Annotated in this window: 13 protein-coding genes; 1 reads left to right on the forward strand and 12 read right to left on the reverse strand. The window is 59.9% G+C overall.

What is annotated here, in order from left to right; translation table 11 throughout:
- Positions 1–39 precede the first annotated feature (39 nt).
- Entirely contained in the window at positions 40–507 is a 468-nt protein-coding gene (locus B9Z33_RS15700; protein ID WP_233252739.1) for a transposase, read from the forward strand.
- Positions 508–737: 230 nt separating this feature from the next.
- Here B9Z33_RS15700 and B9Z33_RS05905 read toward each other — a convergent pair whose 3' ends face one another.
- The 12 genes from B9Z33_RS05905 to B9Z33_RS05960 form a co-directional block, all read right to left on the reverse strand.
- Positions 738–1,619 carry a formate dehydrogenase accessory sulfurtransferase FdhD gene (locus B9Z33_RS05905; protein ID WP_108285980.1) on the reverse strand — a complete coding sequence of 294 codons (882 nt, stop codon included), beginning with the start codon at positions 1,617–1,619 and terminating at the stop codon, positions 738–740.
- A gap of 70 nt (positions 1,620–1,689) precedes the next feature.
- Positions 1,690–2,040, reverse strand: coding sequence for a hypothetical protein (locus B9Z33_RS05910; RefSeq protein ID WP_108285981.1), 351 nt, complete (start codon positions 2,038–2,040; stop codon positions 1,690–1,692).
- A 14-nt stretch (positions 2,041–2,054) separates the two neighbouring features.
- On the reverse strand, positions 2,055–3,233 hold the full coding sequence (locus B9Z33_RS05915) for a formate dehydrogenase subunit gamma (protein ID WP_108286191.1): 1,179 nt from the start codon (positions 3,231–3,233) through the stop codon (positions 2,055–2,057).
- A 17-nt stretch (positions 3,234–3,250) separates the two neighbouring features.
- Positions 3,251–3,475, reverse strand: a complete 225-nt coding sequence (locus B9Z33_RS05920; protein WP_108285982.1) for a hypothetical protein — start codon at positions 3,473–3,475, stop codon at positions 3,251–3,253.
- Positions 3,476–3,477: 2 nt separating this feature from the next.
- Positions 3,478–4,080: a formate dehydrogenase FDH3 subunit beta gene (gene fdh3B / locus B9Z33_RS05925; protein ID WP_108285983.1), complete on the reverse strand. Its 603-nt coding sequence runs from the start codon at positions 4,078–4,080 to the stop codon at positions 3,478–3,480.
- Between the two features lie 10 nt (positions 4,081–4,090).
- Positions 4,091–7,051, reverse strand: coding sequence for a formate dehydrogenase subunit alpha (locus B9Z33_RS05930; RefSeq protein ID WP_108285984.1), 2,961 nt, complete (start codon positions 7,049–7,051; stop codon positions 4,091–4,093).
- 46 nt (positions 7,052–7,097) lie between these two features.
- Entirely contained in the window at positions 7,098–7,304 is a 207-nt protein-coding gene (locus B9Z33_RS05935) for a formate dehydrogenase (RefSeq protein ID WP_108285985.1), read from the reverse strand.
- A gap of 254 nt (positions 7,305–7,558) precedes the next feature.
- On the reverse strand, positions 7,559–8,185 hold the full coding sequence (locus tag B9Z33_RS05940) for a molecular chaperone (protein ID WP_108285986.1): 627 nt from the start codon (positions 8,183–8,185) through the stop codon (positions 7,559–7,561).
- A gap of 3 nt (positions 8,186–8,188) precedes the next feature.
- On the reverse strand, positions 8,189–10,303 hold the full coding sequence (locus tag B9Z33_RS05945; RefSeq protein ID WP_108285987.1) for a 4Fe-4S binding protein: 2,115 nt from the start codon (positions 10,301–10,303) through the stop codon (positions 8,189–8,191).
- Complete coding sequence (locus B9Z33_RS05950; RefSeq protein WP_108285988.1) at positions 10,263–10,967, reverse strand: DUF3306 domain-containing protein; 705 nt, start codon at positions 10,965–10,967, stop codon at positions 10,263–10,265. Before B9Z33_RS05950 ends, B9Z33_RS05945 begins: the two co-directional genes overlap by 41 nt.
- The gene (locus B9Z33_RS05955) at positions 10,964–11,521 is read right to left on the reverse strand and encodes a DUF3305 domain-containing protein (RefSeq protein WP_108285989.1); all 558 of its coding nucleotides are present in this window, start codon (positions 11,519–11,521) and stop codon (positions 10,964–10,966) included. The genes B9Z33_RS05950 and B9Z33_RS05955 overlap by 4 nt, the downstream gene beginning before the upstream one ends.
- A 30-nt stretch (positions 11,522–11,551) precedes the next feature.
- Positions 11,552–13,036 (reverse strand): sensor histidine kinase, encoded by a 1,485-nt coding sequence (locus tag B9Z33_RS05960; protein ID WP_108285990.1) that lies wholly within the window; start codon positions 13,034–13,036, stop codon positions 11,552–11,554.
- Positions 13,037–13,076 lie beyond the last annotated feature (40 nt).

Here is a 13,076-nt window from a genome sequence, read left to right on the forward strand (position 1 = left end):
CACCTTCTTGCTCTCCTGCTGAATATTTCAGCAGGCCAGTTGAACACCCTGGTCAATTTTGAGTCGGCACTACTAGGTTTAGATGGTCAGTTTTCGGTCGGCGTCAACAGCCTTGTTTCCAGCGCTCCCACATCAGCGCTTTCTGGCTATCGGAATAGTAAATCCTTGGTCGTCGCTTCATCTGCAACACTCCTTCCGTTTTCGCGGTGGTTAGTATGTTGCATCGACCGGTTGAATCCGCCGGCGTATGTGGTCATGCCCGATCATTTGCACTGGCTGATGCAACTGGGCGAAGAGGTGGATTTGGGTCGCTGTGTGCAAGGCGTGAAGTCGCTCGTGTCTCGTGAATTAGGTCAGCCCATCTGGCAGCCAGGCTTTCATGACCGTGCGATGCGCAAAGATGAAGATCTTCAAGCCTTGGCCCGATACATCGTGACCAATCCACTTAGAGCTGGTTTGGTGAAACGGGTGGGCGATTACCCGCATTGGGATGCGATGTGGCTTTGAAAAACCTTCGGCCGCAGGAGCGACCTCCCACAGAGTCAGGGCATCTGGCGCTTTGTGGGAGCGAGCCCCTGCTCGCGAATCTTTGCTGGAGCCAATTCACACATTCGGCTGCAGGGGCAGCCTCCCACAGGTGAGATTGAGCCCGTTCAAACATTCGGCTGCAGGGGCAGCCTCCCACAGGGACAGCGCTTCTGGGTTTTCGTGGGAGCGAGCCCCTGCTCGCGAATGGTTTATCGGGCCAGCTCAGGTTGCCAGACGAAGCGCTCTGCGCCGCTGAAACACAGAAAGCGTTTGTTGGTGGCGCGTCCGATGGCGCACAGCCCCAGGCGGTTGGCCACGTCGAGGCCCATTTGTGTGATGCCGCTGCGGGACACGACCACGGGCACGCCCATTTGGGCAGACTTGATCACCATCTCGCTGGTCAGGCGGCCTGTCGTATAAAAAACCTTGTCTTGGCCATCGATGTCGTTCATCCACATCCAGCCAGCGATGGTGTCCACCGCGTTGTGACGGCCCACGTCTTCGACGAACATGAGCATCTGCTCGCCCTGAAACAACGCACAGCCGTGCACAGAGCCAGAAGACTTGTAGGTGGTTTCTTGCACGCGGATGGCGTTGACCAAGCCGTACAACTGGCCCTGTGTGATTTGGGCTGACGGCAATTCGATCTCGTCGATGTGGGCCATCAGGTCGCCAAACACGCTGCCTTGGCCACAGCCGGTGGTCACCACGCGGTCGGCGCTGCGCTCGACCACGACTTGGGCACCCGGGCGGGTTTTGACGGCAGCCACACCGGGCTCACCCATCTCGCCTTCGCCCAGACTCCAGTCCACGGTGATGGATTCGATTTGATCCACCGAGTCGATCAGGCGCTGGTTGCGCAAGAAACCGAGCACCAGTAGTTCAGCCTGCCCGCCCAAAGTCATCAAAGTCACCAGCTCTTTTTTGTCGAGGTAAATGGTGAGCGCCCGCTCTGCAGGGATTTGAGTTTCGGATGTCTCGCCAAACTCATTGCACACAGTCACCGCGCGGGTGAGTGCGACCCGCGCATGGGTGAGGCGGGGTTTGGGCAGTGCCGGGGCAGCAACAGGAGCGTTCAAAACAACAGACATGGCTTGAGCCTAACGCAAAAATCCCCCGCCGTTGCCGACGGGGGATTTGCAGCAAACAGGTTGAATGAGGTCAGCCTTTTTTGGCGGGTGCTGCAGCTGCGGGTTTGGCCGCAGGTGCAGGGGCTGCGCCAGCAGCAGGCGCTGCAGCCGTCTGCTCTGCTGGCTTGTAGGCACCAGGGTCCACGCAAGCCGGTGTGGCAGGCACGGTGGATTTGGCCGCCGATTTGTGGGTCTTGTGGTAGTGGGCCGCTACTTTTTCGCGGGACTTGCACAGCTGGAAGTCGGCAACTTTGTTGCCGTGCGAGGTTTTGGCAGCCGCTTCGGCCGCTTTGGCCTTGGCTTCTTCGCTCGGTGCGGGGAGTTTGGCCATTGCACCAAAGCTGATGGCCAGTGCAGACATGACAAGCAGGTATTTTTTCATGATGTTCTCCTGGCTCAAACCGAAGCCGTAGATGCAGCAGGTGCGGAGGCAGCAGCAGGGGTTGAGCGCTGCGCCGGGATCTTGCCTGCCTTGATGTCGTCGTACCAGAGTTCGTGGTGCTCTTTGGCCCAAGTCTCGTCCACATAGCCTTCGCGCATGGCCTTGTAAGCGCCGCGCATGCCAATGGTGCCCATGTAGATGTGACCGATGAACATGGCCATCATGAACAAGGTGGCGACACCGTGAATCATGTTGGCGATTTGCATGGTGCTGCGCTCATAAATGAGGCCGGGAATCAGCTTGTCGAGCACCAGGCCCGACCCCACCACGATGGCGCCCAGGAACAGCACGCCGCCCCAGAACACCACCTTTTCACCGGCATTGAAGCGGTGTGAAGGCACTTCGGTGCCCGAAAACAAACCACCGCCTTTGAGTACCCAGACCAGGTCATCCTTGCTGGGCATGTTGTCTTTGAGGAAGGTGACAAACACCACCACCAAAGACACGGCGAACAGAGGGCCGGCAAAGTTGTGCAGGTTTTTCAGGGCATAGGTCAGCCAGCCAAACAGCGTGCTGCCAATGATGGGCAACAAGAAAAACTTGCCATAAGCCATGACGATGCCGGAGATGGCCAGGGTCACAAAGGCAATGGCGTTGGCCCAGTGGGCCGAGCGCTCAAACGGGGTGAAGCGTTCGATCTTGCGACCGGTTTCCTGGCCATGCAGCTCAAGCGTGCCTTTGCTGAAATAAAACAAGGCCATGGCACCCACGGCGATCAGCAACAAAGCAGCACCATAAGGAATGATGATTTTGTTGCGCACCTGACGCCACGACTCACCGGCCGATGCCAAGCGAGAACCGGGGTATTGCACAAAAGGCTGGATCAGGTTGCCCGCTTCGGGGGCCTGGCTTTTGGGCAGGCTGCTGTAGCCGGTGACGCCCTGCCCCACCGCACGCCACATGGGCGCGTTGTTGCCGGGTTGGACCTGGCCGCGCTCGGCGTTGGTTTGGTCTTTGTATTTCGGATCGGCATCGGCACCCGGTGCGATCTGGAAGACGTTGGCGCTTTTCACGCCCAAGCTGGTCTCAGCCGGGGCAGCTGCTGGAGCGGGGGCTGCTGCAGGGACCTGCGTCTGGGCGGCAACGCCCCACGCGGCCAATGCCAGCCCGATGGTCAGTAAGAAGCGACGCATGAACTTCTCCTTGGCGCTCACTTGGGTGCGCGGACGTGGTCGTTCATGCCATAAGTGGCACGGGCCTTGAGGTGGTTGGCCCACCCGTCTTTGTCACCGGCTTTCCAGCCAGGCGCAGTGAACGTGGCCACGCCAGTGCCGCTCTCGGCAGGCTTGTCGGTGCGCACGCCCTTGACCTCTTGCGGCTTTTCGCCGCAAGCCGCCAACAAAACAACGCTGCAAATGATGAAGGCTGCTTTCATGCTCAGGCTCCTTGCTTGGCTTGGTTGCCGTAGGCGGTGCCCCAACCCCAGACTTCGGCACCTTTGCCACGGCTGATCACCCGGCCGCGCAGGATGTCGGTGATGACATCGCCGTCACCTGCCAACAAGGCCTTGGTCGAGCACATTTCGGCGCAAGCAGGCAGCTTGCCTTCGGCCAAACGGTTGCGACCGTATTTGTCGAACTCGGCTTGGCTGCCGTGCTCTTCTGGGCCGCCGGCGCAGAAGGTGCATTTGTCCATCTTGCCGCGCACACCGAAGGTGCCGCTGGATGGGAACTGTGGCGCACCGAACGGACAGGCATAAGAGCAGTAACCGCAGCCAATGCAGATGTCCTTGTCGTGCAGGACCACGCCTTCTTCGGTTTTGTAGAAGCAGTTGACGGGGCAAACCGCCATGCACGGTGCGTCCGAGCAGTGCATGCAAGCGACCGAGATCGACTTTTCACCGGGAACGCCATCGTTCAGGGTGACCACACGGCGGCGGTTGACGCCCCATGGGACTTCGTGTTCGTTTTTGCAAGCGGTAACGCAACCATTGCATTCGATGCAGCGCTCTGCATCACAGATGAATTTCATTCGTGCCATCGTGTTCTCCTCAAGCCTTCTCGATGTTGCAGATGGTGGTCTTGGTCTCTTGCATCATGGTGACGCTGTCATAACCGTAGGTGGTGGCGGTGTTGACCGCCTCGCCGCGCACGATGGGCGCTGCACCTTTGGGGTAATGCGCCAACATGTCGGCACCTTGCCAACGACCCGAGAAGTGGAAAGGCATCCAGACGGTGCCCGTGTCCACACGCTCGGTCACCAAGGCCTGCACGTTCAGGCGTGCACCTGTCGCGCCCAACAACCAGACACGGTCGCCGTTGCGGATGCCACGGTCGGCTGCTGTCTTGGGATTGATTTCGACAAAGGCTTCTTGCTGCAACTCGGCCAACCAGGGGTTGGATCGGGTTTCTTCGCCGCCACCTTCGTATTCGACCAAACGGCCCGAAGTCAGGATGAGCGGGAACTTCTCGTGCATCTTGTCGGCGATGTTTTTGTCCTGCACGGTTTTGTACAGGGTGGGCAAACGCCAGAAGGCTTTTTTGTCTTCGTGCGTGGGGTACTTGGCCATCATGTCCGGACGGGTGCCGTACAAAGGCTCGCGGTGCTGCGGGATCGGATCAGGGAAGTTCCAGACCACAGCGCGGGCCTTGGCGTTGCCAAAGGGGTGGCAGCCGTGTTCTTTCATGAACACACGGATCATGCCGCCCGACGAATCGGTCTTCCAGTTCTTGCCTTCGGCCGCTGTTTTTTCGGCTTCGGTCAATTCGTCCCACCAGCCCAGCTTTTTCAAAAGGATGTGGTCGAGTTCAGGGTAGCCGGTGGTGATGTCGGCACCCAGCGAGTGCGAACCGTCTTCGGCCAGCAGGCTCTTGCCTTCGCGCTCCACACCGAAGTTGGCGCGGAAGTTACCGCCGCCGTCCATGACGTGTTTGGAGGTGTCGTACAGGTTGGCTGAACCAGGGTGCTTGAGTTCGGGCGTGCCGTAGCAAGGCCATGGCAGACCGAAGTAATCGCCGGTGAAGTCGTAGCCGGTTTCCTTGTCCTTGCCACCTTTGGCCTTGAGGGTCTTCACATCGAACACATTCATGTTCTTCATGTGGGCCTTCAGGCGCTCTGGGCTCTGGCCGGTGTAGCCAATGGTCCAGACGCACTTGTTGATTTCACGCAGGATGTCTTCGGGCACGGGCTCGTCCAGGCCCTTGACCTTTTGCATCTTGTAGTTCTTGGACAGCTCTTTGGCAAAGCCCAGTTTTTCGGCCAGCTGGTGCATGATCATGTGGTCCGAGCGGCTCTCCCACAATGGATCGATGACTTTCTCGCGCCACTGCAGCGAACGGTTGGAGGCGGTACACGATCCGCTGGTCTCGAACTGCGTTGCGGCGGGCAACAGGTACACGGCGCGGTTGGGGTTCAGGTCTTCGGCTTTGCCGGGCATGGCGGCCATGGCCGCTGTGGCCGATGGGTAAGGGTCCACCACCACCAGCAAGTCCAGCTTGTCCATGGCGCGCTTCATGTCGAGGCCACGGGTTTGCGAGTTGGGTGCATGACCCCAATAAAACACGCCGCGCAGGTTGCTGTCCTGGTCGATCAGCTCGTTGTTCTCGAGCACGCCGTCGATCCAGCGCGAGACGGTGATGCCGTTCTTGCCCATCATGGCGGGCGAGGCAAACTGCTTTTTGATCCACTCGAAGTCGACGCCCCAAGCTTTGGCAAAGTGCTTCCAAGAGCCTTCGGCCAAGCCGTAGTAACCGGGCAAAGAATCGGGGTTGGGGCCGACGTCGGTCGCGCCTTGCACGTTGTCGTGGCCACGGAAAATGTTGGTGCCGCCACCGGACTTGCCCACGTTGCCCAGGGCCAGTTGCAAGATGCAGGAGGCACGCACGATGGCGTTGCCAATGGTGTGCTGCGTTTGGCCCATGCACCAGACGATGGTGCCGGGGTTGTTCTCGTGCAGCATCTTGGCGATCTTGAAGACTTGGTCTTCCTTCACGCCGCAAGCCTCTTCCACCTTGTCGGGTGTCCACTTGGCCAGCACTTCTGTCTTGATGGCATCCATGCCGTAGACACGGTCGTTGATGTATTTTTTGTCTTCCCAGCCGTTCTTGAAGATGTGGTACAGCACACCGAACAGGAAAGGAATGTCGGTGCCCGAACGGATGCGCACGTATTCGTCAGCCTTGGCTGCCGTGCGGGTGAAGCGCGGGTCGACCACGATCATCTTGCAGCCGTTTTCCTTGGCGTGCAGCATGTGCAACATCGACACGGGGTGGGCTTCTGCGGCGTTGGAGCCGATGTACAAAGCGACCTTGCTGTTTTGCATGTCGTTGTACGAGTTGGTCATGGCACCATAACCCCAGGTGTTGGCCACACCGGCCACCGTGGTGGAGTGGCAAATGCGGGCCTGGTGGTCGCAGTTGTTGGAGCCCCAGAAGCTGACAAACTTGCGCAGCAAATAGGCCTGCTCGTTGTTGTGCTTGGACGAGCCAATGAAGTAAACGCTGTCGGGGCCGCTGGCCTTGCGCAGCTCCAGCATCTTGGCGCTGATCTCGGTCAGGGCGGTGTCCCAGCTGATGCGCTCGTATTTGCCATTGACCAACTTCATGGGGTAGCGCAGGCGGTATTCGCCATGGCCGTGCTCGCGCAGGGCTGCACCTTTTGCGCAGTGGGCGCCCAAGTTGATGGGCGAATCGAACACGGCTTCCTGGCGCACCCAGACGCCGTTTTCGACGACGGCATCGACCGCACAGCCCACTGAGCAGTGGGTGCACACGGTGCGCTTGACTTCGACCTTGCCTGCGCCAAGCAAACTGGCACCGGTGGCAGCCTGGGCTTTTTGCACCAGGCTCAGCTGCGATGCGGCCAAGCCAACACCGACACCCAGACCCGAACGGCGCAGGAAACTGCGGCGATCAAGTGTGGGCAAAGCCTGCGACAAACCACGGCGCAAGCTGTGGATGAAAGGAGAAGAAACGGCACCGGTCGTACCGGTTTGTTTTTTGGTCAGCAACATGGAGGGCTCCAGTTGGGGATGAACGGGAAGAAGGCGGAAATCGGAATCAGACGCGGGTGGTCTTGTAATACTGCTGAACGTGTTCGCTCAAGCTGTATCCACCGCCACGCGTGGGTTTGGGCAAGGCGGCCGCAACCGGTGCGGTCGACTTGACCACGCCAGGCAACACGGCGGTGGCGGCAGCCACGGCACCCACGGTCGCAACACCCGAGAACAGGCTGCGGCGCGAAAGAGAAGAAGTTTTGGAAGACATGAGAGACTCCAGAATTGATTGAACCAATGACCTATTGACTTAGGCAATTTTTTGCATAGGGCGATGTTAACGGCCCCAAGAGGCCTTCTCAAAGTAAAAACCCTTACATCGCTTGGGTATGGGCCCGACAAATGAGATTCAAAGCACTGACTCAATGGCCATGTGTGCTGGCGAACACAGCCCCGACACCAGAGTCCGCGAAGCAGGCTTGCTCAACTTGAGATTTTTTGCAGCACAAGCCCAAATTTTTTCAATCAAGCAACCAGATCAAAGCCTTGTGACTCCACACTGATGAAGGCAGAGGTGAAGGCCGCTGCGCGTGCATAAAAGACAGCCCTAGGATGGGCTTGCAGCGCTTGGCACAAAGCTGGCAGCCAGGATTGCACATGTTGGTTGAAAAACGCTTGCTGACGGGTCAGGTTGGACACCGCCACATCGTCGCCCGCAATCAAAAACCGCATGACTTCAAAGACGTAAGCCACATGGTCTTCTGTTTCAGGCATGGCCTCGCTGCGGCCCAGGCCCAGCTCTGCCAGATCGTCGCGCAAACGCACCAAGGGCTTTTCATTCAAAAAACCGCTCAGGTAATGCGAGCCGAACAGGTAGACCTCGGGCTTGCCCACGCCGCCAAAGAGGCTGGTGAATTCGCTGGCAATCTGCGCCTGGCTCAGGCTGCGGGCGCAAGCCACCAGCTCACGCCAGGGCTCTTCCAGGAATCCCCCCGCGTCGGGGGCCTCGGTGACCGCCACTTGCAGCTGGCCCAGCAATTCTTCGCCAGGGGCTTGGTAGTAAAGCTGCGACAGCAGGCCATACACCTCGGCGCGTGCGGTTTCTTCGTCCAGCGCGTGGCTGTTGGAGGACAGGTTCAGGTCTTGGCTCATGGCTTATTGCGGTTTGGAAGGGTTGGCACCGGCGATGCGCACCTGGTTTTCGTCGGTGAACATGTCCACCACGCGGCAGTCGCCGCACATTTTGAGGCGTTCCAGCGCCGCCCCCTGGAACATGCTGTGGCCCGCCAGACGGCCCAGCATGGTCTCAATGGCTTTGAGCGTGCCAAAGGGTTTGCTGCAACGGATGCAAGCATAAGGCGGGCTGCCGTGCAGCACGCGCGGTTGCTGGCGTTCAGCCAGCAGCGACAGGCGAGGCTGCAGCGTGATGGCGTTTTCGGGGCAGGTCTTGGCGCACAAGCCGCACTGCACACAATTTTTTTCTACCAAGCGGATTTCGGGCTGCAGCGGGTTGTCTTGCAGCGCCGAAGAAGGGCAGGCCCCCACGCAGCTCATGCACAGCGTGCATTTGCTGCCATCGACCACGATGGTGCCCAAGGGCGATCCGGCGGCGGGCAAGTCGAGTGCTTTGGGGCGGGTGCTTTCGTCCTGCGCCATCACGGGCGATTGGGCCATCAGGTGGTCAATGACCAGCTCTAGGTTGCTGCGTTTTTCGGCTTGCACGGCGTGGCGGGCGGCCACGGCAGGCCCTGTGGGCAAAGTCGAGGCTTTCAGGTTGCGGGCGGTCAGGTGCTGCAAGTCGGCGTCCAACGATGACGGGGTTTTCGCCTCGATCAACTGGAAGTGCACACCGGTGTAACCCAGGCCATTGAGCAGGCTTTGGGCCACGGCCATTTGTTCCATGAGCGCGGCGCGGTATTGCGGCGCTTCTTCGGTGGTGAGCAGCACCATGACCTGGCGTGCACCATAAGCCACGGCCGAGAGCCACAGCTCCATGCCCACGCTGGCCGTGTGCCACAAGGCCACGGGCATGACCCGAGCGGGCACGCCCTGCATGACGCCCAGCTGCGCACCCCGACCCAACTCGTCGATCAGGGCCTGGCCTTTGTCCTGGCTGTGCAGCAGCAGCGCGGCATCGCGCCCGCCTGCGGCCTGATAAGCCGACAGCAGCGTGCGGATTTTGGTCCCCTGCTCTGCCGGGCGCGGGTAGGCGTAGGTCAGTGCGCCGGTCGGGCAAGCCGTGGTGCAGGCCCCGCAGCCCACACACAGGTTGGGGTTGACCACGATTTGCTGGCGACTCTTGTCGGAGCGCACGGCTTCGGCCGAGCAAATGTCAATGCAGGCGCTGCAGCCGACTTGTTCGTTGCGGCTGTGGGCGCAGAGTTTTTGTTTGTAGGCAAAAAAGCGGGGCTTTTCAAACTCACCCACCAGCTCGCGCACTTTCAGCAAGGTTTGCAGGTCTTGCCCGTCCCAGCGAAAGTAGCCCTGCGGCAAAGCGTGCGACGTGAACGTGGGCGAGGCTTTGTCGCCGCGCAAGTCAAGCACCACGTCAAAGCGCTCGGTTTGGGGGCGGGCATCGCGGGTGAAGTCGATGGCACCGGCCGCCTCGCACACTTTGACACAGTCACGGTGCGAGGTGCAACGCGACAGGTCTACCTGGTAATCGAGGCCAATGGCCTGCTCGGGGCAGGCGGCCACGCAGGCGTTGCAGCGGGTGCACAGGTCCAGATCAATCGGGTTGCTGGCGTCCCACGACACGTCAAACGCGCCCAGCCAGCCGCTCAGGCTTTGCAGACGGCCCGCCAACACCGGAAAACGCCGCTCCTGGCTGCCCCCGGCGTTGCCGGGGCCTTGGGCAAACACGGTGACCTGCATCGCATCGGCCAAAAAGCTGGCCGCGCGTTCGGCGGCGTCGATCGCGCCGATGATGAGCACGCGGCCTTCGCTTTTGTAGGTGACCGTGGGCACCGGCTCGGGTTCGGGCAGACGGGCAGCGGCCAGCAAGGCCGCCATTTTGGGCATGGCGTGTTCGGCTTCGCGTCCCCAGCCACCGGTTTCGCGGATGTTGACAAAACGGATCGGCGAGATGGCGCCTTCGGTTTGCTCAGCCAGTTCGCTGAACAGGCGCTTTTCCTGGGTGCAGGCCACCACCACGGTTTCGCCGGATTTCACGGCTTTTTGAAAGCTACCGGCTTCGCGGCGGCACAAGGTGGTGTGGAGCGTCAGGTCTTCACCCAGTGCTTTGCCCAGGGTCTGGGCTTGCAGGGGCATGGTTTGGTTGCAGTTGCAAATCAGGGTGGTCATGTTCTAAGGGGTCGGTGGCCTGCAGATTTGGGGTGAGCTGCAGTGCCTGAGTCATTTGGGATTGCGGCGACTGTGCCACAAGTGGTGAGCCTTCTGGTGCGTCAGGACTTTGCTCAGGGTTTTCCAGTGCTTGAGGCACGTCCACTTTGGTGGGCAAGTCCTTGGCCTTTTTCGGGAACAAGTTCAACAACTCGGCCCCCACCATTTTTTCAAGCATGCCCGCTGGCAAGGGGTCTGGCGTGTTGTAGTCGCCGATGTAAATGTCCAAACCATCCATGACATTGAAGTGCGGGTCGGTGAAGAGTTTCTTCATGGCCGCGTTGCGCACTTCGCCCGGAACACCCTCGCGCATGAAGGCCTGAAAGTCAGACGCTGGTGTCAGGCCCTGCACATCTTCGAGGGTGGGGACAGGCAACGGCTCTTGCGCCACGGCTTGGCCCGAAGCATCTTGAGCCACGGGCTTGGCGTTTGCCGTTGTCGCAGGCTGTTGAGCCACGGCCGTGGGAGATGCCGCTTGGGGGTCTGTGCTGGTGCGAGACCGCTGGGGCGAGTCTTGGGCCAGCTCTGCTTGTGCGGCCTGATCCAGTCCTTGCTTGCGACGCGACCAGCGGCTGAAAAAATTGTCGCTCATGCCCCGGACCTTCCGCCTTTGCGCTTGGCATCGGTGCTGACCGATACCGGTTGCCCAAAACGATCCGTCAGGCGCTGGAAGCTTTGCGGGCGCTGGCGCTTTTTCTCTTCCGGCTCAAAATACTGCTCGGCAAAACTTTGCATCCACGCCAGCACTTCGGCAGGAGCGGGCACGGTTTCCACGGTTTCCTGTGCATCCAGCCAACGGCCTGCATCGTGGTAGCTCAAGCTCACGGCTTGTGGCACCGCCACCGGCTCACTGCCATCTTCGGCATCGATGAGCCGCCACATCACAAAGTAGCAAGGTGTGGGGGATGTGGCGTTGAGCCAATAGCCTTCTGCATCGTCGGTGAAAAGCGCGACTTCATGGGCGGGATGCATCCAGAGCGACTCCACATCCGTCTGTCGCAGGCAACGGGGCTCGGTGCCAAAACCGGCTTCATGGGGCACCACATCGGCCAGCACCCAGCGCCAGGCTTGCCAACGTGCCATTGGGCCTTGGACCGCCTCACGGCGCATCAGGACAGCCACATCAATTTGCGGACGTGTAGACATGAACAACAAAACCCCTGGAAAAATGGACCATCACGATGCCAACGCATACTCGTGTGATGGCAGGCTCAACAAGAATACCGTACCTTGTCCAGCCTCGCTCTCAAAGCCCAAATGCCCACGGTGAGACGCCACGATGGACTGACTCAGCCACAGGCCGACGCCCATGCCTTGTGACTTGGACGTCTTGAACAAGGCAAACACATCCGCTTGCTGTGAAGGGTCGATGCCGCAGCCGTTGTCCGAGATTTTCAAATCCACAAAGCCGGGACGAAGCTCGCCCGTGATGCGAATGCGCGAAGGCAGCGCTGGCTTTTCGACCAAGGCATCGATCGCATTGTTCAACAAATTGAGCACGACTTGCTGCAGCTGGGTCACGTCACCCGTCATGGGCAAAGGGGTTTTCAAATCAACGTCCAGCGCAATGCCGCAGCGCTCTGCGCGGGCGCGCACGATGTGGATGACATCCTGCACCAAGACCGCCAAGTCCATGCGTTCGAATTCGCCCTTGCCCGTGGCAAACATGCTGCGCAAGGTGCGGATGATGGCTGCCGCATGGCGTGTGTCGTCGCGGATCAGGGCGGCCAATTTGTTGGCCTCGGCCTCGGCCAAACCGGGGTCATTCTTCTTTCTCAGGTGGGCCTCGATCAACTCGGTCTTGAGCACGATGGTGGTCAATGGCTGATTCAGTTCATGGGCAATGCTGGCCACCAAGGCCCCCATGCCTGCGCTTTTGTTGGACAGCGTCAACTGGCGGATGATTTCTTCGCGCTCACTGAGCAGCGCCGACAAATCTTCGGAGTGTTGCTGGAACAAGGCCGAGCGTTCTTGCTCACGCGCCAGGCCCTGCTCTGCCTGAATCTGGGCTTTGTGCATCTGGTCCACAAAAATCTGCATGAAGCCCACACTGAGCATGGTGATGGCGACAAACTGGCCCCCGAACACCACCGCCTGGTCCCAGGACATTTCATACAAATCCGTGGCACCCCAACCACCCAAAATGGCGATGGTCTTGATGCCCAGCGTGCTCGCCAGCAACCAGCCCGCAGACTGCACAGCCTTGGAACCAAATGGGTCATGCGTGGCGGCAATGCGCCGGCCTGAGACCACGTATTCCAGGCAATTGAGGGTGTAAAACCCGTAAAAGAACAAGATCACACCGGCCTCGGAGCCGCCCGAAAAATAATAGCCATAGGTGGCAAACAGGTACGCCCCATTGAACGAGGCCATGCCCCACAGCCAGCGGCGGTTGGCGGGTCCATCCAAAGATCGCAGCGCTGCCTGACGCCCGAAATTGCCCAAGGCCATGAACAACACACCCCAGAAAACCACGGCATCGGTGGGCAAGATACCCCGGCAACCCAACACCCAAACCCCCAGCGCGCTGAAGAGGCCCGAAACACTCCAAATCGTGACCAGGCCGCTGCGGTAGCGCGCCAAGCCATACCAGATGGCTGCATGCAGCATCAGGTAAAGAAAAGCATCCATCCAGAAGATGGTTTGCACGTCGATGTTCAAGCGAAATCCCCCGGCCAGCGGTCTGTGTGAAACCCTTGTG

This window comes from Limnohabitans sp. T6-20 (assembly GCF_003063505.1).
Taxonomy (GTDB): Bacteria; Pseudomonadota; Gammaproteobacteria; order Burkholderiales; family Burkholderiaceae_C; genus Limnohabitans_A.

Excerpts from the sequence above, each read along its gene's own strand:
- fdh3B (WP_108285983.1), bottom strand. The coding sequence starts at position 4,080 with ATGGCACGAATGAAATTCATCTGTGATGCAGAGCGCTGCATCGAATGC.
- B9Z33_RS05940 (WP_108285986.1), bottom strand. The coding sequence starts at position 8,185 with ATGAGCCAAGACCTGAACCTGTCCTCCAACAGCCACGCGCTGGACGAA.
- B9Z33_RS05935 (WP_108285985.1), bottom strand. The coding sequence starts at position 7,304 with ATGTCTTCCAAAACTTCTTCTCTTTCGCGCCGCAGCCTGTTCTCGGGT.
- B9Z33_RS05930 (WP_108285984.1), bottom strand. The coding sequence starts at position 7,051 with ATGTTGCTGACCAAAAAACAAACCGGTACGACCGGTGCCGTTTCTTCT.
- B9Z33_RS05915 (WP_108286191.1), bottom strand. The coding sequence starts at position 3,233 with ATGCGTCGCTTCTTACTGACCATCGGGCTGGCATTGGCCGCGTGGGGC.
- B9Z33_RS05910 (WP_108285981.1), bottom strand. The coding sequence starts at position 2,040 with ATGAAAAAATACCTGCTTGTCATGTCTGCACTGGCCATCAGCTTTGGT.
- B9Z33_RS05920 (WP_108285982.1), bottom strand. The coding sequence starts at position 3,475 with ATGAAAGCAGCCTTCATCATTTGCAGCGTTGTTTTGTTGGCGGCTTGC.
- B9Z33_RS05945 (WP_108285987.1), bottom strand. The coding sequence starts at position 10,303 with ATGCCCCTGCAAGCCCAGACCCTGGGCAAAGCACTGGGTGAAGACCTG.
- B9Z33_RS05905 (WP_108285980.1), bottom strand. The coding sequence starts at position 1,619 with ATGTCTGTTGTTTTGAACGCTCCTGTTGCTGCCCCGGCACTGCCCAAA.
- B9Z33_RS05950 (WP_108285988.1), bottom strand. The coding sequence starts at position 10,967 with ATGAGCGACAATTTTTTCAGCCGCTGGTCGCGTCGCAAGCAAGGACTG.
- B9Z33_RS05955 (WP_108285989.1), bottom strand. The coding sequence starts at position 11,521 with ATGTCTACACGTCCGCAAATTGATGTGGCTGTCCTGATGCGCCGTGAG.